General features: G+C 39.2%; 18 protein-coding genes and 1 tRNA gene. 10 read left to right on the top strand and 9 right to left on the bottom strand.

Annotation, left to right across the window (positions count from 1 at the left end):
* Positions 1-23: 23 nt before the first annotated feature.
* Positions 24-1,601, top strand: a complete 1,578-nt coding sequence (gene treF / locus AC07VK_RS08620; RefSeq protein WP_492963750.1) for an alpha,alpha-trehalase TreF — start codon at positions 24-26, stop codon at positions 1,599-1,601.
* 120 nt (positions 1,602-1,721) lie between these two features.
* Here the strand turns inward: treF and AC07VK_RS08615 are convergent, their stop codons facing one another.
* The 4 genes from AC07VK_RS08615 to ppsA all read right to left on the bottom strand — a co-directional run bounded on the left by AC07VK_RS08615 (position 1,722) and on the right by ppsA (position 12,234).
* Positions 1,722-3,230 carry a RagB/SusD family nutrient uptake outer membrane protein gene (locus tag AC07VK_RS08615; protein ID WP_492963748.1) on the bottom strand — a complete coding sequence of 503 codons (1,509 nt, stop codon included), beginning with the start codon at positions 3,228-3,230 and terminating at the stop codon, positions 1,722-1,724.
* An 18-nt stretch (positions 3,231-3,248) separates the two neighbouring features.
* Entirely contained in the window at positions 3,249-6,275 is a 3,027-nt protein-coding gene (locus AC07VK_RS08610) for a SusC/RagA family TonB-linked outer membrane protein (protein WP_492963746.1), read from the bottom strand.
* 872 nt (positions 6,276-7,147) lie between these two features.
* A complete protein-coding gene (locus AC07VK_RS08605; protein WP_492963744.1) occupies positions 7,148-9,283 on the bottom strand; it encodes a S9 family peptidase in 2,136 nt (711 codons plus the stop codon).
* Between the two features lie 335 nt (positions 9,284-9,618).
* Entirely contained in the window at positions 9,619-12,234 is a 2,616-nt protein-coding gene (gene ppsA, locus AC07VK_RS08600; RefSeq protein WP_492963742.1) for a phosphoenolpyruvate synthase, read from the bottom strand.
* Between the two features lie 372 nt (positions 12,235-12,606).
* Here ppsA and AC07VK_RS08595 point away from each other — a divergent pair, with 372 nt between their 5' ends.
* Positions 12,607-13,410 (top strand): SDR family oxidoreductase, encoded by an 804-nt coding sequence (locus AC07VK_RS08595; RefSeq protein WP_492955241.1) that lies wholly within the window; start codon positions 12,607-12,609, stop codon positions 13,408-13,410.
* Between the two features lie 60 nt (positions 13,411-13,470).
* Positions 13,471-14,379: a helix-turn-helix domain-containing protein gene (locus tag AC07VK_RS08590; protein WP_492963740.1), complete on the top strand. Its 909-nt coding sequence runs from the start codon at positions 13,471-13,473 to the stop codon at positions 14,377-14,379.
* Between the two features lie 19 nt (positions 14,380-14,398).
* Here the strand turns inward: AC07VK_RS08590 and AC07VK_RS08585 are convergent.
* The 3 genes from AC07VK_RS08585 to AC07VK_RS08575 form a co-directional block, all read right to left on the bottom strand.
* Positions 14,399-14,483 (bottom strand) — tRNA-Ser (locus tag AC07VK_RS08585).
* A gap of 88 nt (positions 14,484-14,571) precedes the next feature.
* A complete protein-coding gene (gene pyk, locus AC07VK_RS08580; protein ID WP_057931851.1) occupies positions 14,572-16,002 on the bottom strand; it encodes a pyruvate kinase in 1,431 nt (476 codons plus the stop codon).
* Positions 16,003-16,149: 147 nt separating this feature from the next.
* Positions 16,150-16,569, bottom strand: coding sequence for an IPExxxVDY family protein (locus tag AC07VK_RS08575; protein ID WP_029274996.1), 420 nt, complete (start codon positions 16,567-16,569; stop codon positions 16,150-16,152).
* Between the two features lie 158 nt (positions 16,570-16,727).
* Here AC07VK_RS08575 and AC07VK_RS08570 point away from each other — a divergent pair, with 158 nt between their 5' ends.
* The 3 genes from AC07VK_RS08570 to rnc all read left to right on the top strand — a co-directional run bounded on the left by AC07VK_RS08570 (position 16,728) and on the right by rnc (position 19,063).
* Positions 16,728-16,964, top strand: coding sequence for an acyl carrier protein (locus AC07VK_RS08570; protein ID WP_008508386.1), 237 nt, complete (start codon positions 16,728-16,730; stop codon positions 16,962-16,964).
* Between the two features lie 21 nt (positions 16,965-16,985).
* On the top strand, positions 16,986-18,239 hold the full coding sequence (fabF, locus tag AC07VK_RS08565; RefSeq protein WP_029274997.1) for a beta-ketoacyl-ACP synthase II: 1,254 nt from the start codon (positions 16,986-16,988) through the stop codon (positions 18,237-18,239).
* 95 nt (positions 18,240-18,334) lie between these two features.
* Entirely contained in the window at positions 18,335-19,063 is a 729-nt protein-coding gene (rnc, locus tag AC07VK_RS08560) for a ribonuclease III (RefSeq protein WP_025145353.1), read from the top strand.
* 171 nt (positions 19,064-19,234) lie between these two features.
* Here rnc and AC07VK_RS08555 read toward each other — a convergent pair whose 3' ends face one another.
* Together AC07VK_RS08555 and AC07VK_RS08550 are read right to left on the bottom strand one after the other, a co-directional pair.
* On the bottom strand, positions 19,235-19,945 hold the full coding sequence (locus tag AC07VK_RS08555) for a hypothetical protein (RefSeq protein WP_492955239.1): 711 nt from the start codon (positions 19,943-19,945) through the stop codon (positions 19,235-19,237).
* A gap of 6 nt (positions 19,946-19,951) precedes the next feature.
* Positions 19,952-20,668 (bottom strand): hypothetical protein, encoded by a 717-nt coding sequence (locus tag AC07VK_RS08550; RefSeq protein WP_492955238.1) that lies wholly within the window; start codon positions 20,666-20,668, stop codon positions 19,952-19,954.
* Between the two features lie 218 nt (positions 20,669-20,886).
* Between AC07VK_RS08550 and AC07VK_RS08545 the strand changes: the two genes are divergently transcribed.
* From AC07VK_RS08545 to nadD, 4 genes are all read left to right on the top strand, one after another.
* Complete coding sequence (locus AC07VK_RS08545; RefSeq protein ID WP_492963737.1) at positions 20,887-21,615, top strand: lysophospholipid acyltransferase family protein; 729 nt, start codon at positions 20,887-20,889, stop codon at positions 21,613-21,615.
* Between the two features lie 362 nt (positions 21,616-21,977).
* A complete protein-coding gene (locus AC07VK_RS08540; RefSeq protein WP_492963764.1) occupies positions 21,978-22,841 on the top strand; it encodes a YicC/YloC family endoribonuclease in 864 nt (287 codons plus the stop codon).
* A 65-nt stretch (positions 22,842-22,906) separates the two neighbouring features.
* Complete coding sequence (gene gmk, locus AC07VK_RS08535) at positions 22,907-23,476, top strand: guanylate kinase (protein ID WP_276903009.1); 570 nt, start codon at positions 22,907-22,909, stop codon at positions 23,474-23,476.
* Positions 23,477-23,607: 131 nt separating this feature from the next.
* Positions 23,608-24,180: a nicotinate (nicotinamide) nucleotide adenylyltransferase gene (nadD, locus tag AC07VK_RS08530; RefSeq protein ID WP_492963735.1), complete on the top strand. Its 573-nt coding sequence runs from the start codon at positions 23,608-23,610 to the stop codon at positions 24,178-24,180.
* The last annotated feature ends 66 nt before the right edge of the window (positions 24,181-24,246 follow it).

Genomic DNA, 24,246 nt, shown 5'->3' with positions numbered 1-24,246 from the left:
ATTATATTTAATAAAACAGCAATATGATGAATCAAAATTTGTTAAGCATTAAAATGATGGTGCTTACCTGCTTATTATTTATCTCTAGCCAGTTAATTGCACAAAACGAATTAAGTCCGAGGCAAACCTATCCCGATTTATTTGAGAAAGTTCAAATGGCAAGAATTTATCCTGATAGTAAATCTTTTGCAGATGCCATCCCAAAAAAGAGTGCTTCAGAAATCATGAAGGCTTATAACACACTAAAAAACAACCAAAATTTTGACTTAACGGCATTCGTAAATGAATATTTTAATATGTCAGAAAGCCATCATGCGACTTACCAATCAGATATTAGTGCGGGTATAGAAAAACACCTGGATACCTTGTGGACGGTGTTAAAAAGAGATCCTGATACGGCTTCCACCTACCAAACATCACTGCTGCCATTACCGAAGCCTTACATTGTTCCCGGTGGCCGGTTCAGGGAAATTTATTATTGGGATTCTTATTTTACAATGCTCGGTCTGCAAAAGGCCGGCAGATCAAAAACCATAAAAGATATGGTTGACAATTTCGCTTACCTCATTAATAAATATGGTTTTATCCCCAATGGAAACCGTACTTATTATTTAACACGTTCGCAGCCCCCGTTTTTTGCTGCTATGGTTCAGTTGCTTACCCAGCATAATAAAAATGTAAAACTTGCAGATTATAAGGACGTTCTGGAAAAAGAATATAATTTTTGGATGAAAGGGGCTAGCCAGTTAAGCAATGGCAAAGCGATAAACCATGTGGTAAAACTTGCTGACGGCACTATTTTAAACCGTTATTATGATGCCGGCGATCAGCCCCGCGAAGAATCGTACAGGGAGGATTTTGAAGCCGCTAAATTAACCAAACAGGTTCCGTCCACGTTTCTTAGAAATGTACGCTCTGCTGCAGAATCGGGTTGGGATTTTAGCAGCAGGTGGTTTGCTGATGGTAAAAGTTACAACCAGATTATTACCACGGATTTGCTTCCGGTTGATTTAAATACTTTATTATACAATCTCGAAACTGCCATTGCCACGGCAAACAACGAGGCCGGCAACAAAACAAAGGCTGCTCTATTTAATAAAAAAGCTAATCTGCGTAAAATAGCTATCCTAAAATACTTCTGGAATAAAAAACAGGGCTTTTTTACTGATTATAATTGGAAAAACCGGTCACTTTCTAACCAGCTTACCCTTGCAGCAGCATTTCCATTGTATTTTAAATTGGCAACATTGGCACAGGCCAAAGCTGTTAAAGAAAAACTGGAAAGGAATTTTCTTAAAACAGGTGGCTTAATTACCACATTAACCACCACAAAAGAGCAATGGGATTCGCCAAATGCATGGGCACCGCTTCAATACATTAGCATTGCGGGATTGCGCAATTATGGATACGATAAACTGGCCGACACCATTAGTATGCGATGGATAAACCTTAATATTTCTGTATTTAAAGGCACCGGCAAATTAATGGAGAAGTATAATGTGGTAGAAACGGACAGTAAAGGTGGAGGCGGTGAATATCCACTTCAGGATGGCTTCGGTTGGACAAACGGAGTACTCTTAAAGCTGATGAAAAATAATTAAGTAGCATTTCTTTTTTCATGTTTTTTTTTAATCGATTTTTATAAAAATAAAGAAGCCGTAACGTTAACAGTATATAATCAGCCTGTTAACCGTTACGGTCCCTGGTGTAGATATTAAATTTTAATAACCCGGATTTTGGATCAGGTTGGGGTTACCAAGTTGATTATCAGGAATAGGGAAAAGCAGGTATTTAGCCTCACTTGCCGGTTTTTCCTGCCATGCAGCAAGAAATTTACCAAAACGGATTAAATCCTGTCTCCTAAAGCTTTCCCAGTATAACTCACGTCCACGTTCGTCCAATAAAATATCCAATGTTAAATTTGGTAAAATTGAAGCGCCCCTAACGGTTCTGATGGAATTTACAATGATTAAGGCAGGAGCTGGTTGCGATGTTCTTAACTGGGCCTCGGCTTTCATCAATAATACATCGGCGTAACGGAAATAAACCCAGTCGTTATCTGGTTTTTTAGACCCTGAGTTGGCATAGTCAATCGGATACTTGATAACACGGATACCTGCCACTTCCAAATGGTTGGGGTCTCTTTCTATAATGCTTACTTCTGGAGTAAAGGCCAATGGGTTACCTTTTCTATCCTTTAGTGCTACACCATTCTGGTTTACCTGTTGACCAACCAAAAACCCTACCCTAACACCTGAAACGTTGGTTTGGCCAGCATAAGTTCCACCTCTTCGTTTATCAGCAGCCTCAAATTTTGCATAAAAGTTTGATAGGGTCGAAAAACCATTATAACCGCTTGGGTCCTGATTATAGTGTGTGGTACATTTCCATTGTCCATCTAAATCACTACCATTTACCCCCCCTAAGTTTTGTGCAGTAAAAATGTTTTCGGTTGAAAGCACATTATTTGTTGGGGCAAAATTATCGAAATAGTTTGGCGTGAGTATATAACCGCCAGCTGCTATTTCATCTGCCAGCGAAATTACCTTGGCCATATCCGCAGCATCGAAAGTTGGCGTACTGCGGTTTAAAAAAGCTCCTTTGTTAAGGTAAAGTTTCATTAAAAGTGTCCTTGCTGCATTTTTATTGGCAACATTTGCTGGCCCGGCAGGCAGATCGGGGATGATCGCCGTTAACTCGCTAATTAGGTAGGTAATTTCATCGGCAGCATTCCGAACACGCGATGGTTTGGTAACACCCTCTCCCGGATCCCTGTATGGCACCTGTCCCCAGCCATCCAAAACCGAAAATTGGGCAAATGCACGTAAAAAGCGTGCCTGTGCAGCCTGCTCCGCATTCGGACTCGCATTTAGAACACTCGTAGCCACATAAGAAATGCTATTTAAATCCCTAAAAACATCCGAAATCCGAGTATGATCCGGTGACCATTTATGTAGGTGCAGTGCCCGCCAGGCACCGTTATCGTCCCAGTCGCCAGCACGTGTAGGCACGATAATCTCATCTGATGTAACCTCCTGCAAAGCAGCCCAGTTCCATGGGGCCTGGTAAGGGCCGATCATTGCGGCATAAGTGGCACCCAATACCCCTGCAACATTATTTGATGATACTGCTCCACTGCCAACCTGTCCATTCAGGTTTTCATCTAGCTTGGTACAGCCAGAAAAACTCAAGGCAACCACAGCAAAAGTGAAAATATATTTATTTTTCATGTTATTATAGTTAAAAGATTAAAGTGAAAAATTAACACCAAAATTGATGGTTCTTGCCGTAGGGTAAGCCGTATAATCTATACCTGCAGATGGAACCCCGCTTACACCTTTATTCACATTCACCTCTGGATCAAAACCAGTATATTTTGTAATTACGAATAGGTTTTGGCCGTTAACATAAACATTAAGCGATTTGATTGATTTACCGATATTGCCAATGTTATAGTTAAGCGTAGCATTGGCCAATTTTAAGTAATCGCCTTTTTCGATATACCTTGATGAAGCAGCGATTGGATTGGCAAGCGACTCCTGTATAGGCGAATCAATTAAAGCGGCTGAAATATTGCGCTGGGCACCCAGGTTAGATATCGCCAATACCGAATTTGCGGTGTTGTTGTAAATATCCTGACCAAATGCACCGTTAAAGTTTGCCGTTAATGAGAACTTCTTATACCTTAAATTTGTGCTTAAACCCAAAATTACTTTTGGATTGGGATTACCTACATAATAAGCAGTAAAACCATCATCGGTATATTTCGAAAATCCATTGGCATCCAAACCATTATATTGGCGTGTAACCATAGCAAAAAGCGGCAGCCCATTTTGGATCACCTCGGTGGTTACACCACTCAAACCCTGCCCGTTTAACGAACCTGTTTTGATAATGCCATTAATATTCTGTACTTTATTGTTGATAAAAGTAGCATTACCTCCTAAAGACCATGTAAAGTCATCCTGATCGATAATCGTACCGTTTAAGGTCAGCTCCAGCCCTTTATTGATAATCTGGCCAGGTAAATTTACCCAGGTAGGTACATTGCCCCCAACTGCCGGAGAAAATGCAATCTGTGGAAATAATAGATCTTTTGTTGTTTTATTGAAATAATCAATCGATCCGGTTAACCTGTTTTTAAACAAACCGAAATCGATACCCACATTGGCCTGTTTGTCTGATTGCCATTTTAAATCGACATTTTCATTGTTGATCGGTGTTAAAATTGGCGAACCGTTCGCATTTCCAAAATCGTAGCGGAGCTGCGCAGAACCTGAAGGAAAATCCTGGTTACCTGTTTTACCATAACCAACGCGTAATTTAAATAGATCCAACCATTGGATATCAGACATGAAACTTTCTTTTCTGATATCCCAGGCAGCTGCAAAAGAAGGAAAATAACCATAACGATTTGATTTACCAAATTTGGTAGAACCATCAGCCCTAAATGTAGCGGTTAAGATATATCTATTATCGTAATTAAAAATTGCCCTAGCAAAATACGACTGTAATTGGGTTGTAGGATTGTTGAAGGTAGAAAATGTACGGTTAGCCGGGGCCGTGGTTTGAAAGGCATCGGTATAGTCGGCGGCTATATCCCCAAAACCAGTTGCTGTATTGGTTGCTCCTTTATTGATAAAGTTAGAATACTCGTACCCTAAAATGGCGTTCAGATTCAACTTACCCACAATTTCCTTGTTAAAATTTAAGGTATTGGTAAACTGTTGCGTAATTAACTCGTTGTTGGAGTAGCTCGCATAACCGCCAAGAAAAGTTCCTGATGGCTGGATGCCTTGCAGGTTTAGGGTACTTCTTGTAGAAGCCCTTCTGATACCCGTGCTATAATTTACACTAGCCAGCATGCGGTACTCTAACCAGGGCGTAATTTTATAATATGGAGAAACACTCCCCAGAATGGTAGTAACTTTCGATTTATCGTTATTTGCTGCCAAGGCAGCCAAAGGATTAATCGTGGTGGAACCATAATCTATAAATAAGCTGCCATCAGGATTATAAAAAGATTGGGTAGGGTTCCATGATAGTGCCTGCGAAATCAAACTTCCCGTAAAACCTGCATCAGTGGTAATGGGTGCTACACTTTCAAGGTATTGATTACTGATAACGTTAACGTCTAAACCTAGCTTTTTGCTTTCTAGGAATTTGAAATTTCCATTAAAACCAGCACTATATTTTTTAAAATCGGTAGTTTTGATAATCCCCTGCTGGTCCTGATAACCGAGTGAAGCGCGGAAGGTATTGCCGTTGGTACCACCGCTTATGCCCACCGAGTAATTTTGGTTATATGCAGTTCTGGTAATCGCATCCAATGCATCAACACTGGTTCCGAAGTTACCAGTGTTAAGATTATATTTCGATAATGCGGCACGGTACTCATCGCCCGTTAAAACATCAACTTTTTTAGCAATATTGCTTATACCTGCCGAGGCGCTTACATCAATTTTGGTCTCACCTGATTTTCCTCTTTTAGTGGTAATTAAAACCACACCATAAGCAGCACGCGAACCATAAATTGCTGTAGCCGATGCATCTTTTAATATCTCCATCGATTCGATATCGGCCGGATTGATAAAGTTTAGCGGGTTACCATCGGGCGCGGTACCGATACCTGCACTGCTTGATGGTCGTGCCGATCGTCCATCAAGTGCCACCCCATCTACGACATAAAGAGGCTGTCCGGTTCCGGTAATGGCTGAGTTACCCCTTATCCGAACGGTAGAGGCACCACCCGGTTGCCCACTGTTATTGATCATTTGTACACCTGCAACTTTACCCTGTATTAACTGATCGGGTGCATTTAGAGGGCCTTTGTTAAAATCTTTGGCCGATACTGTTGTTGCAGCTCCTGTTAAATCATTTTTTCTTACAGATGCATAACCGATAACTACAACGGCCTCTAAATTATTCAGCGAACTTAAGGTAATGTTTAGCAGGGTTTGATTATTGATATTTACAGTTTGTGATTCATAACCCACAAAACTTACTGTAAGCCGGGCTGTTCCAGTTGGAGCAGTAATCTGATATTTACCTTCAGCATCGCTTTGGGTTCTTGTACTAGTACCGGTTAACTGTACAGTTGCGCCCGCTAAAGGCGTTTTATCACTATCGTATATTATACCTTTTACGGTGATTTGGGCAAAAGCCGCTGTGCTCAATAGTAGCATCAGGAGACTTAAGCCTATCAGTTTCTTTAATGAATACAATTTCTGTTTTAGGGATAAAACAGACCGATTGCCTGTTAAAGTAATGTTCATAATTGATTTAATTAATTGGTTAGAAAATAGGTGTAGTTAAGGATTCAGAATTTCCTGTTTTAAGGTGGAGTATGTTTCATAGTTTCTATTTTTATGTTCGTATTAGTCGATTATACCTTTAATATTTGTGCAGTGGGACAATTCAAAATTTACGGGATCGTTCCCGACATTTATGATGTCAATATGATTGAGCATTTTTAACTCATATTTATTCTTATCTACAAGCGAAAGACATTTTGTAGGCGTATTTTGATAATTGTAAAGATCATTTCCTTTATTTTCAAAACTGCTGGCAATAGGCAGCGGCTGGCCGGTAATGAAAGAAAGCAGGAGGGATAAAATGATAAACAGTTTCAATTGTCTCATAATTTTCGGTACAATAAATCGGATCCCTACGAATAGGAACCTGAGCTATTGTGATTTAGTTTAGTATTTGGTTAATGTAATGATTAAGTGTCTGTGCTGAACGATTAAGTTTACACATCTTATCCATTTTATAATATGAAGATAGCTTATAAATTATGTAAAACCATAAAAAGGATAATAATTTATCGGGGCAACTTACTATCGGAGAACTGCTGCGATTTATAAGATATTGACAAAGAGGGTTTGGCCAGGCAGCAATTTAGCATTAATAACACCGACAAAGCCTTAAAAGGCTACAAATTGACTTTTTGGTAGTATGAATTTAAAATTGATTTCCGTTGTCTTTACACATAGATTTGCTTTGAGAAAAGTTATTTGAAGATATATTTAGTCATGGAGACTCGGAAAACATAACAAAAATTGTGGTCAATTTTGATATAAATAGTGAACCCCAAAAGTTTTATACAACTTTTGGGGTTCAATCAAAAAAATACTGTCTTTAAAAATTATCTTGCTGTGGGGCCTTTCATCTGGTAATCTTTAGGTGGTTCTGCTCCTAAAAGATGTTGTACAAAGTAGTCCCAGCGGCGGCGGGTCATATAAGGTGAGTAATCACCATAACCGTGTGCACTATTTGGAAAAATAACCAGATCGAAAGATTTATTTGCTTTTTCCAATGCCTCTACAACTAATAGTGTATTGTAAGGCGGTACATTATCATCCATCATACCATGCACCAGCATCAGTTTTCCTTTCAGGTTTTTAGCATAGTTCTGGTTAGCCTGCGCTTCGTAATCAGAATTTTCTACCAGACCATTGTAACGTTCGCCCCAATCGTCCTCGTAGTTTCTGTTGTCGTGGTTACCTGATTCTGAAATTCCTACTTTAAAGAAATCCGGATAACGGAACATGGCTGCAGCAGTAGCAAAACCTCCACCGGAATGTCCCCAGATACCTACCTTAGCCGTATCAATAGGGTATTTGGCAGAGAGCTGTCTGATGGCTGCAATCTGATCAGGCAAAGTATTCTCAGCCATATTGCCATAACTCATATCATGAAAACTTTTAGAACGGTCTGGATTACTGGTTCCTTCTATTACCACAACGATAAAGCCCAGTTCGGCCAAAGCCTGATTATCGCCACGTGAAGCCGCAAACGACCAACTGCCTACGCTACCTCCCTGAGGACCCGGATAAATATAATCGATAACCGGATATTTCTGCCCTGCATCCATTTTTGTTGGTGTGAAAACCAATCCGTAGATATCGGTTTTACCATCTTTGGCTTTAACAGAAACTGGGGTAGGTGCTTTCCACCCTATAGCAGCTAATCTAGATACATCTGTTTTCTCTAAAGTGTTGATCAGTTTGCCACTGATACTTCTTAAAACCGTAACGGCTGGTACATCTGGTTGCGAATAAGTATCTACAAAATATTCGAATGATGGAGAAAATACCACCTGATGGTTACCTTCTTCAGGGGTTAGCAATGCCAGGTTTTTTCCGTCGAAACCGATTTTGTATAAGTGGCTAAAATAAGGATTGCCTTTTTCGCGGCCGTTAGCCATGAAGTAAAGCGTGCGTGTTTTTTCGTCAACTTTAATTAAACGGGTCACTACGAAATCGCCTTTGGTAATCTGGTTCTTCAATTTTCCGCTAGTCGCATCGTACAAGTACAAGTGACCCCAGTTATCTCTTTCCGAATACCAGATAATTTCTTTTGATGCCGGAAGGTAACGCCAGTTGATGGCTCCCTGACCAGATTCGTACTGTGTTTTTACGGTTTCTTCGAAAACTTCGCGAACAGCACCTGTTGTGGTATTGGCAATGCGGAATTTTTCATTTTTATGGTCGCGGGAGGTAGACAGAAAGGCCACTTCAGTGCCATCTGCTTTCCAATCGATATCATCAAAAGTACCACTGCTCGAAATATCATCGCTTAAGGTAGCACGGTGTTGATCTGCAGGGATATTTAGCGAAACCATCTTTGCGTTTTCTACATCAATTACCACTCTTCTAATAGTGGCAATCTGCTTATCGCCAGGTAAAGGATATTTCCAGGCTTTTAATACCGGCGCGCCCACATTTGTGGTTACCAGGTACATATCTTTCGAATTTCTTTGATCTTGCTGAAAAGTGGCTATCTTTTTCGAATCGGGCGACCAGCGCAAAATTGGCGCATCGCTATGTTTCCATCCTGCATTATCGGTAGCATAACCATAATCTTTAATGCCATCAGTGGTTAATTGTGTTAATTTTCCTGTAGCTACATCTTTAACAAAGAGGTTATAATCTTTAATTAAAATGGCTTTTTTTCCATCGGGAGATAAAATTTCATTCCGGCTGCCCCCACGACGTGATGGCGTTGCACTGCCTTTATAATCGGTAGTTAAAGTTTTTGTTTTCTTTACCGGATCTACCAAAAAAGTCTGTTCAGTGCCATTGGTTTTAGTGGTATACCAGAATTTATCGCCGTCCACCCAGTTAGGTTGCACGCTGGCATGGTCGATATACTTTGCAGTATTATAACCCATAAAACTTTCCGCCCTTTCGTAATCTTTAACGGTTAAGGCCTTCTGCTGCGCATTTGCTGTAATGGCCAAAGTACAAGCCGTTACGGTAAGCCAATATTTATTCATCATGTTAGTTAATCTTGCGCTAAAAATAAGACTGTTTTAGGAAATGATTGGTATTAATCGTGATACAAATTTTGGGTATATGATCTGTTTAACCGTAAAGGGGAAAAGCAAATGCCACCAAGTTAGATTTTTCTTTTTTGCATAAACACCTCGTACTAACATCATCATTCATCTTTTTAAAGATCCTTCACTGCGTTCAGAATGACAAATCGCGAGTTCGGCTGTGAACGCTGGACTTTGGACTAATTGATTGGTTGATCTGCTCCAAACCCTCTACGCTAAACGCCCAGCTCAAGATAAATTGACTCATGACTCCAGGCTAAAGACTTCAGACTTATTTATAAAATCTCCACATACCCATCCGTTCCGTTTAACCGAATGCGCTGCCTGTCTTTGATCAGTTTGGTGGCATTTTCTACGCCAACCACCGCCGGCAGGCCATATTCTCTTGCAATCACCGCACCATGTGTCATTAATCCACCAACTTCTGTAACCAGGCCTTTTATAGAAACGAACAATGGGGTCCAACTCGGGTCGGTAAATGGGGTAACCAGTATATCTCCATCTTCCAGATCAGCATCTTCCATGTTTAGGATTACGCGTGCCCGTCCTTCAATCATTCCTGAAGAAACCGCTAAACCTACAATGGCCTCTGTCGGAAGGTGCTCGCGATTGTACTTACCTGTGATCACTTCGCCATCAGAGGTAATTACCCGTGGCGGTGTAAGTTTCTCGTATTTGCTATACTCTTCTTTTCTTTCAACAATAAGCTGGTAATCAATTTGATGTGTGCGAACCACGTCATGAAGTTCTTCAAAAGTGAGGTAATAGCTATCTTCTTTTTCATGAAAAACACGAGCATTTACAAGTTTTTCGATTTCTTTTAACAAGGCCTGCTTATAAACGAAAAAGCGGTTAACAATGCCGTATTTTGGATATTCACGATAACCGGCAAAACTTCGGAGCAAACTGATCATTTGTTTTGTTTCCAGGGCTTTTTGTTCACTATCTGGTAAATGAGCCAATCTGCTCAGTAGTTCATTTTCCTTTTTTAAAGCTTCCTGTTTCCCTTGCTCAAATTTTCGCTTACCAGCATTGGGCTCAAAGTTTTTGATATTGCTAAGGATTAAGGGAATTAATATCGATGGTTTTTCGCTCCAGCGTGTATTCGTAATATCAATTTCTCCCGCACACCGCATGCCGTATTTTTCGAGATATGCGTAGATTGCATTCCGGGTTTCCTTGCCGCCATCAAATTGAAGCAGGTCATCTAAAAAATTACCCTTCTTTGTCTCCTGTAAATAATTAATTAGCGCTGGATAAGGACGGATTACATCTGCAACATCCAATAATGCCAAGCCCATTTCTGAAGTAATATTGTTGGGCGCCGACTGAGACAGTGCATCTGCCGGATTTTTTTCACCCAACCATTCTCCCATTTTTTCATTGAGCCAGGATGAAGCATTCATCGCGGCGATGATCACCCCCATGTGCTGCGAATCAAATACCATCTTCTTTGATTGCTCGATGTCTTCCAGGATAAAATCAAAAAGATCAGGTCCTGATTTCGTTTGGATATTTTGTTTTAGTGTTTCTACTGATGCCTCATTAGTTTTGATCAGATCAGCAATTATAGCAGGGTTATTTCCTACTTGTGCTAAAATATCGGCAGCTGACATGCCTTTAGTACTTTTGGCCAGCACGGGTACCTTTCCGTCATCTGGTAGTTGTTTTATAAAATCGCCTCTTTCTGTGATGGTGATCAATGCATCTTTGATGAGCGGATCATGTTGTCCCATCGCATCTAATAAATTCGTCCTCCCAGCTGCGGTAGCCAGACTATCTGTTACATCAACAAACAATCTTCCCCCGGCTTTAAACATAGGCCTGGCTGCCCTTAACTGCCATAACGATAACCCTAATGGCTTCATGGCATCAGTCATCATTTGTTGATGGCCAACAGATATATATACATGATTTTCGGCGTCGTTTGTTTCTGGAATGGGGTATAAAGTGGTAATTGGCCTACTCTGCACCATATAAAAGATATCATCAACCAAACACCATTCGATGTCTTGCGGATGGCCAAAATGTGTTTCGATCTTCCTGCCCAATTGCTCAAGCTGTAAAATCTGTCCATCTGTAAGCACTTGCCTATTTTGCTCTTCCGCTGAAAGCGCTTGGGATTTTGTACCGCCATCCTTTAAGGCATAAATGGCCAGTTTCTTAATTGATATTTTTTTATTGATAATCCTGCCACTGCAAACCTGATAATTATCGGCATTTACCAGACCCGAAACCAATGCTTCACCCAGCCCAAAACTGGCATCAATAGATAACATTTTCCGATTCCCGGAAACCGGATCTGCTGTAAATAAGATTCCTGCTGCCTGTGGAAAAATCATTTTCTGCACAATGACAGCTAATTGCACCTTCCGGTGGTCAAAACCGTTCTGGATGCGATAAATTACCGCCCTATCGGTAAACAATGAAGCCCAGCACTTGCTGATATGTTTTAAGATTGCTGTTTTTCCGATAACATTCAGGTAGGTATCTTGCTGACCTGCAAACGATGCTGTTGGCAAATCTTCAGCGGTAGCACTAGACCGCACAGCAAAAGCCTCATATTTGTCAAAACCAGCAAGATACTTTCCGATCTCTTCGGCAATATCTTCCGGAATGGATATGTTTTCAATAAGTGTCCTGATTTTGGCGCTGGTTTTACTAACCGCCTGCAGATCTCCTCTTTTGAGCTGGCTCAACCCATCCAATAAACGATTAAGTACCTTATTGTTTCCTGTTATTTCTTGATAGGCTCCGGTGCTTATGCAAAAGCCCCGTGGCACTTGCATCCCGTCAATTTTGGATAGCTCGCCAAGATTGGCGCCCTTGCCCCCAACTTCTAAAACATCAGACCTGTCGATTTCCTGAAAATCAATTACATATTTACCCATATTTTTCCTGTTTTTATCTGGTAGATATTTAGTTCTTCCTTAGTCGCTCGAAACCAATTTAGCCTTGTTTATCAACACCTTAAGCTCAATTTTAAAGGAAGTAAAAAGCCAAAAATATAAGCTATAAAGTACCCAAACAACGTTTTTTAACTATATTTTTCAAAGCGCAATAATGGTAGAAGTATTGGCGTTATCCTTACAACAAAGCAGCAATAATTAAGGTAAAATTATCTCGGATTTTCTCCCAAGCAAGGTGCTTTAGCTTCCCTCATTAAAAAAAACCGTCATTTAGACTACAAGCAAACTCAATTTGGCTACATCAGCATCTGCGCTTTGCTGCAACTTTGTATTGTTAATTTAAAACAATCAAAAATGCAAAAGACAATTTTTATTACAGGAGCTTCTACAGGTTTGGGAAATGCTGCTGCCAAATTATTTCAGCGCAAAGGTTGGAATGTAATTGCCACCATGCGCAACCCTGAAAAAGATACAGAATTAGGTGCATTAAGCAATGTTACCGTACTTCCTTTGGATGTGACCGACCTTGCTCAGATCCAATCGACTGCAAAAAAAGCAATTGAACAGGGTGTAGATGTCGTATTTAACAATGCTGGTTATGGTTTAATTGGGCCATTAGAAGCACTGAGCGATGAACAGATCGTAAAACAACTTAACACAAATCTGTTGGGTGTAATCCGTGTTACGCAAGCATTCATTCCTTATTTCAGAGCAAAGAAAGAAGGTTTGTTTATCTCTACAACTTCTATCGGCGGATTAATCGCTTTCCCACTAGGCTCAACCTATCATGCTACAAAATGGGCATTGGAAGGCTGGAGCGAAAGCATGGCTTTTGAGCTAAACACTTTTGGTGTAAACATCAAAACCGTATCGCCAGGTGGAATTGCAACAGATTTTTCAGGCCGTTCTTTAGAACTGGCAAGCAACGAAGATTATGATCCGATGGTACAATCAATGATGGCGGGTTTTGGTTCAATGATGGAAACGGCCTCTTCTCCTGAGCAAATTGCTGAAGTTGTGTATGAAGCGGCCACAGATGGCAAAAACAAACTGCGTTATGTAGCTGGTGAAGATGCCAAGGCCTTATATGCACAGCGACTGGCACAGGGTGATGAAGCTTTTAGGGCAGATTTTGCCAAGCTATTTTTAGGTAATTAATTACCGAGGGCAATGCAGACCCAATGATTTGTGTTGCCCTAATATTTGTACTTTTATATTATGGAAAAGAAAACTCCTTTACGCATTTCAACAATCTCTGAAATACACGCGTTGCTTCAGGTTCCCAAACCTGTCCATCCATTGATCAGTTTAGTCGATAATTCGCTGATGGTCACCGACACAGAAATGTTGGATCGCCCGTTTTTTTTCAACTTTTACAAGATTTCCTATAAATATTCAACAACAGGCCGAATGGGCTACGGACAGGGTTATTACGACTTTAACGAGGGTGGTATGATGTTTACTTCACCAAACCAGGTGATTTCTGCAGATAGTGAAGCTAAATATTACGGGGCTACACTTCTGTTCCACCCCGACCTCATCCGGAACTATCCGCTAGGATCGACCATAAAGAAATATGGTTTTTTCTCGTACGAAACCAATGAAGCGTTATTTCTGTCAGACAAGGAGAAGAAAATAATTTTAGGACTATTCGATAATATTAATGATGAGTTAAACACTTCAATTGATGAAATTAGCCAGGATGTGTTGGTGTCATACATCGAAGTGTTGCTCAATTATAGCAACCGCTTTTACAAACGTCAGTTTATTACCCGAAAAGTGGTTAACAATGATGTGCTGACTAAAATAGAACACTTATTGGAGGATTATTTTACTGATGAAAAATCTTTGATTAATGGATTGCCAACCGTTGAATATCTGGCCGCAGAAGCAAACCTTTCGCCACGTTATTTAAGCGATATGCTCAGGGCTTTGACCGGGCAAAATACCCAACAACTTATCCACGAAAAGTTAGTTGAAAAAGCAAAAGAAAAACTTTCGACGACTGAATTGTCAGTGAGTGAAATTGCCTACCAACTGGGTTTTGAGCATCCACAATCATTCAGTAAGTTCTTTAAAACAAAAACGCATTTATCTCCCCTGGAGTTTAGGCATTCTTTTAATTAGAACGGGGATAGATCTAAAGCGGAGAGGGCGGGATTCGAACCCGCGGTACCTTGCAGTACACACGCTTTCCAAGCGTGCTCGATCGACCACTCTGACACCTCTCCGTGCTGGATTGCAAAAGTATATTTTTTATTGATAAAAAAAATGCTCCCGATTAAAATCAGGAGCATTTTATAAATATGATATTAGAAATTAATCTATAACCGTAATTTTTAACATATTGGTTTTACCTTTTGCTTCCATTGGGATAGCGGCAGTATTGATGATGATATCACCTTGTTTAACCAACTTTTTGCTTTTTAAGAATTCGTTCACCTCAATAATGGTGTTATCGGTACTTTCCCATTTATCGTAATAGAAACCTCTTACCCCCCAAAGTAAACTTACTGCATTTAATAATGCCCTGTTGCTGGTAAAAATAAAGGTTAAAGCTTCCGGACGGTGACTTGAGATTTCGAAAGCAGTGTAACCGCTTAAAGTCATTGATACAATACCCACTGCGTTGGTTTGTTTCGCTAAGAAACAAGCTGAATCGCAAATGGCATCGCTTAAGAAAGATGGCGATTTTGGTTTTAAAAATTTATCAGGATTGAAAGGATAGTTGTTCTGCTCAATGTTCTGGATAATTTTTTGCATGGTTTCGATCACGATCAACGGAAATTCTCCAACTGAAGTTTCGCCGCTTAACATCACTGCATCAGCACCATCTAAAACAGAATTCGCCACATCATTCACCTCTGCACGTGTTGGGCGAGGTGTGGTGATCATACTCTCTAACATTTGTGTAGCCACAATTACAGGTTTAGAAGCTGCTCTACATTTAGCAACGATCATTTTTTGTAATAATGGAACTTCTTCCATCGGACACTCAACACCTAAATCGCCACGGGCAACCATAATACCATCTGTTACTGCAATAATCTCGTCGATATTGGCAATGGCTTCTGGTTTTTCGATTTTGGCAATTACACGTGCAGTTTTACCACGTTCTGCTATAATTTTTTTAAGTTCGATAATATCTTCTGCCTTACGCACGAAAGATAAACCAATCCATTCTACATCATTTTCTAAAACAAATTCTAAGTTTTCGCGGTCTTCTGGCGTTAATGAAGGAATAGAAACTTTAGTATTTGGAAGGTTTACACCTTTTCTTGAAGTTAAAATACCACCGTGAACAATCTCGCAAACTACTTCATCCTTTAAGTTGGTAGAAATCACTTTCATTTGAAGCTTTCCATCATCCAAAAGGATAATTTCGCCTGCCTGAACATCCTGAGGGAAGTTTTGGTAGGTGATGTAAATACGTTCTTCGTTACCAATACATTCGTTAGTAGTAATTACGGTAGTTTTACCATTGATGAGGTTAATGCCACCTTCTTTTACTAAACCGATACGGATTTTAGGTCCTTGTAAATCGGCAAGGATACCTACATTATAGTCGTATTTTTTGTTTAAATCGCGGATGGTATCCAAAACCGCTTGGTGATCTGCTTGTGATCCGTGCGAAAAGTTTAAGCGGCAAACATCTAAACCAGCGTTAAACATACTATATAATACATCTGGTTTTGCTGATGCAGGCCCAAGCGTGGCAACAATTTTAGTTCTCGAATGAAAAGGTTTCATTTAATTAATTGATTTTAGCAATGCAGTTTAAAGCATTAATTATTATCTAAAATAATCAAACTGCATCAAATTTTATATATTTTGTTCTTTTGTTCTTTGTTTGTAACCGTCAAATATAGTGTATTTAATACACCAAGTATATAATTTTTATATTACCAAATTCTCACGGCTCTTTAACTTGGCCGGATCTATCTTTGCAGCCACCTGTATATCAGGCAGTTTATTTAAACCGTTGATTAAATAATCCAAATCTTCCTTATCGATAAATTCTTTAATAATAATAAAAAAATCTACCTTGTTCATCTCCGGAATTAGAAAGCCATCGCTGCTTTTATTGCAAATTAAGTAGTATTCTACCTCACCTTGCTCTACAAAAAAGTAATATTTCGAGAAAGACCAGGCTGGTTCGTCGATATTAAAAAATATTTCATGATCTTCTATTTTTTCAAATTGAGTATTTAACCGGGTATTAATTTTGTGGCAAAGCACATAGTCTTTTAGGGGTGCTGTGATCGCAATTAGTATAAAATCAAGGTCTAAGGTAAGTTTTAGGTAAGTCTTATTCAAAGCGAAATAAATTATTTACAGAACGAAATTAAAAAACTAATTCTATATTCGCTGTGTTATTGAGATACCAAAATTACGTATCGAAATAAAAACATTTGAAAATTGTAAGAATTTATTTTTCTTTGCACAGAATTATTTAACCATTAAATTATAAAATTATGTCTGATATTGCTTCAAGAGTTAAGGCTATTATCGTAGAAAAACTAGGTGTTGACGAAAGCGAAGTTACGCCAGAGGCTTCATTCACCAACGATTTAGGTGCAGATTCTTTAGATACCGTAGAGTTGATTATGGAATTTGAAAAAGAATTCAATGTAGCTATTCCTGATGATCAGGCTGAAACCATCGGTACAGTTGGTCAAGCGATTGCTTATTTGGAAAAAAACGTTAAATAGAATTACGCTTTTTCAGTATAAATGGAATTAAAAAGAGTAGTAGTAACAGGGTTGGGTGCGCTCACTCCTATAGGCAATAATGTTCCCGATTTTTGGGAAGGATTGACTAATGGGGTGAGTGGCGCTGCTCCTATTAAGGGTTTTGATACTGAAAAGTTCAAGACCAAATTCGCATGTGAGGTTAAAAATTTTAATCCGGAAGACTTTTTGGAGAAAAAAGAAGCCCGCAAGCTAGATCCGTTTGTACAATATGCTCTTGTGGCAACAGATGAGGCTGTGAAGGATGGTGGTTTTGATTTCGAAAAATTAGATACCAACCGGATCGGTGTAATCTGGGGTGCTGGCATAGGTGGATTGAAAACTTTCCTGGATGAAATTTCGAATTTCGCCAAGGGGGATGGTACGCCAAGATACAATCCATTTTTTATTCCTAAAATGATTATTGATATTGCTCCAGGGCATATCTCGATCAAATACGGCTTACGTGGGCCAAATTTTGCAACTGTTTCGGCATGTGCTTCTTCAACAAACGCAATGATTGATGCATTTAACTATATCCGCTTGGGTATGGCTGATGTAATTATCAGTGGCGGTTCTGAAGCAATCATTAACGAAGCGGGTATGGGTGGTTTTAATGCCATGCATGCATTATCAACACGTAACGAAGATCCGGCAACAGCATCACGTCCTTTTGATAAAGACCGTGACGGTTTCGTAGCCGGTGAAGGTGCTGGGACGATTATTTTAGAAGAACTTGAACATGCAAAAGCAAGAGGTGCAAAAATTTATGCAGAGCTTGTTGGCGGTGGAATGAGTGCCGATGCTAATCACATCACTGCACCACATCCTGAAGGTTTAGGTGCTAGAATGGTAATGACCAATGCACTAAAAGATGCTGGTTTAACAACTGCGGATATAGATTATATCAATGTACACGGTACTTCTACACCTCTGGGTGATATTAGTGAAACCAAAGCCATTGGTACATTATTTGGCGAAGATGCTTATCGTTTAAACATCAGCTCAACCAAATCGATGACTGGCCACCTTTTGGGTGCAGCTGGAGCTATTGAGGCTATTGCAGCAATTCTTTCTGTTAAAAATGATATTGTTCCTCCAACAATTAATCACTTTACAGATGATCCTGCATTTGACCCTAAATTGAATTTTACTTTTAACAAAGCGCAAAAACGTACCGTTAGAGCTGCTCTAAGTAATACATTCGGTTTTGGCGGCCATAACGCTTCTGTTATTTTTAAGAAATACGAAGATTAATTTAAAACTGCCCTGCTATATAATTTTGTATGCTAGTTAAAAATAGATAACTTAGTTAAATATGCTAATTAGCCGTTAATTGTGTTATTTATTTAATGCCGATATTAAAATTATATAAACTTTACCTCTCTCCCGAAAAGGAGTTTGTTAAAAAGCTGAAAAACATTTTAGGCTTTGTTCCAGGCAATGTTACGCTCTATAAAATGGCGTTCAGGCATCGTTCTGTAGCAAAAGTTTTAAAAAATGGAAGCAGGAGCAGTAACGAACGCTTAGAATTTTTAGGTGATGCTGTTTTAGGTTCAGTGATTGCAGAACTGCTGTTTAAGCATTACCCCTACAAAGAAGAAGGTTTTTTAACCGAAATGCGTTCTAAAATTGTAAACCGGGCTAATTTAAATCAACTTGCAAAGAAAATTGGTTTTGATAAGCTTATTCAGTTCGATCAACGTTCCGTGAGCATACAAACCAAGCACAATTCGATGCTGGGCGATGCTTTTGAAGCCATAGTGGGCGCCATTTACATGGATAAGGGCTACAACTTTACCAAAGAATTTTTATTGCGTAGAATTGTAAAACCTCATATCGATATCCACACCTTAGAACTTACAGAAACAAATTTCAAAAGTAAACTGATCGAATGGTGCCAACGCCATGGTAAGGATGTTATGTTCGAACTGGCAGAGAATGGCGAAGGCGAAAGCGCTAAATTATTTACCATTAGTGCTGTAGTAGAAGGCGAAAAAGTGGGTACCGGACGGGATTACAACAAGAAAAATGCTGAAAAATTAGCTGCAGAGAAGGCTTGCGAAGCATTGAGTATATAAGTTCATGGTTCAGTAGTCATTGGTTTATTTGGTTAATTGTATAAACTGGTTAATCGGTTAACTGAAATAGGAAAGCCTCAAAACTTTCGATTTTGGCTAAAGACACGCTCAACCCGAACACTAAACTGACTAAAGACTTCGGACTAAGGACTCTCAACTGAGAACTAAAACCTACTTACCCTTCCCTAATGTATCGGTAAATTTCTTCGACGACTCTTTAATGTATTTAATGTAATCGTAGCTGTTCCAGTGTTGTGCCTTATCAAATTCCGGGCGACAGTTTAACATGTATTTCTCTAGGGTATCACCTCTTAGTTCGGTGTTGTTTTTAATGATACTCTGATTGAAGTATACGTCAATCTGCGATTGTTTGATTTCATTGTCGGCATACCTGCCAAATCTTCGTGCATTTTTAGGATCGGAGCCAATTAAGTTGTATAGCGCATTTAACGGACTGAATATAGCAGACAAAAGCGTTGTTTTCCCACCGTTATATACGCCCTTGTTTTTAAACTCCTGCTTAATTTCGTCTAGATCCTGTTTTTTGGTATTTCCCCTAATGGTAACATCGGCCAGCGTAGTACTTCCTCTAACCAAATAAATTACCAGATCTTTTTCGCTGTTTACCACCACGCGCTGATCGATCAGATCCCTTTTAATTACCAGCAGCGTATCGCCGATTCTGGCTTTTAACTGGAACATACCGATATCATTACTGCCCACGCCTATTCCCGTACGCAGGTTGGTGATTTCTGATAATGCAATTCTGATATTCGAACCTTTTTCGATCACTACACCTTTCACAATAAAATCCTGTGCCTTTGCGAAGATGCTTATTGAGGTAAAAACGAAGAGTATAACGGCAAATTTAAAGTATTTCATGATGTGTTAATTTGTATGTTGCAAAGTATCGGTATATTTCTTAGCCGATTCTTTGATGTATTTCACCGCATCGTAATTGTTCCAATTAATGGTCATACTGCGCGTTGGATAGTAATCTAGCAGAAATTTGTCCAGATCTTTTCCGGTTAAGGAAGTATTATTCGAGACTAGATTTTTATTAAAAAATTTATCTACCTCGATTAAACTTAGCTCCTTTTTATAATAACGGCTAAAATTACGTGCTCTTGCCGGTGTTTTTCCAAAAAGCTCATAAAAAAATGTTATCGGACTCCCACCAAAAGGGTTTAACAAAATTAATGGAGGTTTACCTGCATAAAATGAGCCATTTCGTTTCAGGTCTCTTTTTATACTTTCCATTTCCTGCTTTTTGGTTTGTCCTTTAACCGTAACTTCCTCTAGCATGGTACTTCCCCTGATCAGATAAACAACCAGATCATCATCTGTTTTAACGACTACTTTTTGCTCATTCAAGTTTCTTTTTTGAATCAATAATGTATCACCAGTGCGGGCACTTAACTGAAATAGGCCAATATCGTTACTTGTGGCGCCCATTTTACTACGCATGTTGGTAATTCCTGCTAAAGCAATCCGTACATTCGAGCCTTTTTCAATTACTACACCTTTTAGCACAAAATCCTGCGCTTTTACTTTTAAGCCCTGCATTAAGATAATTGATAGAAGAATAATTTTTAAATGCTTCATCGCGTTAAATGGCAAGTTAAATTATCTGGTAGCGCAAATTGGCTTTCTATTTTAACAGCAGATCGGTTCTGTTGTTTGTTTCCTGCTTTAATTGTTACATCTTGAACAGAAAACTAATTTATCTTTCTTAATGAAGGGAAATACTTTCCCATCTACCAATATTTTTGTAAAATTAACATTTGTTAACCTTGCAAACTGTTAAATAAACGTTAATAAATATGAGAAAACTAATGGGTGGATTTTATTTGCTCTATTCGGCAATTATATTTTTCTTGCTTATGCTTGTCGTTTGCCCATTTATTCTGATCAGCACAGGTATTTTTAAGGAAAAAACAGGAAGAAAAATTTCATTCTATTTTTTAAAATTCTGGGCATGGAGCTTTAGCGTTTTTACTTTTTTATGGTTTACCGCCGGTGGAGAAAAAATTGACACTTCGCGGGCTTATATCTACGTAGGTAATCACAGTTCATTTTTAGATGCTGTTGCCATTGTAATCTGCATTCCACAGGCCTTCAGTCCGCTAGGAAAGATCGAAATGCTTAAAATCCCTGTGTTTGGCTGGATTTACAAACGTTTGGTCGTGATGATTGATCGAAGTAGCAGAGAAAGCCGCGACCATTCTGTAGCTGAACTGAGAAAAGACCTGGCCGATGGACAATCAATTTTGATTTTCCCCGAAGGAACAATGAACAAATCAAACAAGCCTTTAAATCCATTTTATGATGGCGCCTTTCGCTTAGCCATAGAAACCCAAACACCGATTTTACCTTTTGCGATATTAAACAGTAAAGCACATTTACCAAGGACAAATCCACTTTTACTTAACCCCGGGATGATTAGAACAGTATTTGGAGAAGCCATTGAGGCGAAGGGATTGGTTGCCGAAGATATTGAAGAACTGAAGCGAAAAACATTTAATGCCATTTTGAGCTTGTTGGAAAAGTAGCGTAATGTTGCATTTTATTAGAAAATGAAGGCTCTGGTACTTTTGGCTAAACCAGCCCTGCTGTCCGTTTTATCCCGATGGAAGAATCGGGATGCTCACTTCCATCAGGTTTAGGAATAGCGGTTCTGCACCCTGTAGGTAACAGGCTCCTGCCAAAAACTACTCCACGTTGTACATAGACCCGATTGCAGCGAACACGTAGTGTAACGGAGTAAAGCGTAAAGCGGGGCTGCAATCACCGAAGAAATACTGGACGCTGGTTTTCTAAATGTTAAGGTATTTTATACTGGTATGCTACAACCCTTACCTATTATTATTTCTCCTTTCAGCTTAAAACCCTATCTTTGCGCATGATAAAATCCATGACAGGATACGGCTTAGCAACAGCCGATTATGCAAATGCGAAGTATAGTGTCGAAATCAAATCGCTCAACAGTAAATTCCTGGAGCTGAATTTAAAATATCCTAAAGCTTTTTCTGATAAAGAGCTGATTCTGCGCAATATCTGCAGTAAAGACATCGAAAGAGGAAAAGTAAGTTTAAGCATCAATGTAGAGCGTAGCAATGGTGAAGTTACGGGTGCTACCATCAATACAGCGTTATTAAGCCACTACTACAAACAGCTTATTGCCGTTAACAACGAATTAGGTGCTGATAGCAGTAATTTATTGCAAACCGCATTAACCTTTCCTGATGTAATTAGTTACAAGGAAGAAAGTGTGAGTGAGGATGAGTGGAACCAATTATTTCAGATTTTCACCTCGGCTCTGGCCAATTTCAATAAATTCAGAGAAGACGAAGGTGCTGTTTTAAAGGCCGATTTAGAGCTGAGAATTAAAAACATCCTTTCTTATTTTAAATCTGTAGAAGAATTGGAGCCTAAAAGGATTACCGCTATCCGCGATAAATTTACCCAGTTTTTGGATGATGCGGTAGGCAAAGTAAATATCGATCAGAACCGTTTCGAACAGGAATTGATCTATTACATCGATAAAATAGACATTACGGAAGAAAAAACACGTTTAAAAAGCCACTGCGATTATTTCTTGCAAACTTTAGCAAGCAAAGAAGCAAATGGAAAGAAAATGGGCTTCATTTCTCAGGAAATAGGAAGAGAAATTAATACCATGGGCGCCAAAGCAAATGATGCCCAGATGCAACAATTTGTTGTAGGTATGAAAGAAGAATTAGAAAAGATAAAAGAACAATTATTAAACGTATTATAAGGAGAAAGACTAAAGACTAAAGCATAAATCTTTGGTCTTTTAGCTTTTTGCTTTCAGCTTACAAAATGAAACAAGGCAAATTAATCATATTTTCGGCACCATCAGGAGCAGGTAAAACCACTATAGTACATCATTTATTAACAAAATTTCCTGAGCTGAGCTTTTCTATTTCTGCAACCACGCGCGAATTGAGAGGTGCTGAAACACATGAAAATGATTACTATTTTATTAGTAAGGAAGAGTTTTTACACAAAGTTGCCCGCCAGGAGTTTGTGGAATTTGAAGAAGTTTATAACGGAACTTTTTATGGCACATTACGCTCCGAGATCGAGCGGATCTGGAATGATGGTAAACATGTTATTTTCGATATTGACGTAGAAGGCGGTATCCGTTTGAAAAGAAAATATGAAGAGGATGCTTTGGCCATTTTTGTTCAGCCACCATCATTAGATGTTTTAAAAGAACGTTTAAGCGGTCGTGGAACAGATAGTCCGGAAAAATTACAGGAACGTTTTATCAAAGCTGAAAAAGAATTGCTCTATGCAGATAAGTTTGATGTGATTTTAAAAAATTACGATCTGGCTACAGCCTGTGCTGAAGCAGAGCAATTGGTAGGAGACTTCTTGAAGAAATAAATCCGTCATTGCGAACCGAAGCGATAGGAAAAGAGCAAATGGGTGAAGCAATCTGTTTTGCCTAATAGATTGCTTCGGCTCCCTCAACCCAGCCTCGCAATGACGGATCATAAATACTGAAAACCGCAAACATGAAAACTGGTCTTTTCTTCGGTTCATATAACCCCATCCACACAGGGCATTTAATTATTGCCAATTACATGGCTAACCATACTGAGCTTGATGAAGTGTGGTTGGTGGTTTCTCCACATAATCCCTTAAAAGACAAAAGTGGTTTAACCAACATGTACGACCGTTTGGAAATGGCCAAGTTGGCTACCGAAAATGCAGAACACATCCGTGTGAGCGATATCGAATTTGCATTGCCTCAGCCATCTTACACCATCGATACCTTAGCCTATCTTCATGAGAAATACCCTGAAAAGGAATTTGTGTTGATTATGGGTGCAGATAATCTGGTATCATTCAAAAAATGGAAAAACTACGAGGTGCTTTTAAAAAATTATCAGATTTACGTTTACCCACGCCCTGAGGCGAATGTAAGTGAATGGGAAAATCATCCTTCCATCACTTTTACCAAAACCCCTTTAATGGAAATTTCATCAACATTTATCCGCAAAGCCATTAAAGAGAAAAAGAATGTACAGTTTTTTCTGCCCGATAAAGTGATCGATTTTATTGAAGGCAAGGGCATGTATAAATAGCAGAGATCAATATTTCTCACCTTTACAGCATTAAAAAGCAACAGGCTTACAAAACATTGTATTAAA

Source organism: Pedobacter sp. GW821-FHT01D05 (assembly GCF_059422505.1).
This window is presented reverse-complemented; position numbering and strand designations above follow the sequence as displayed.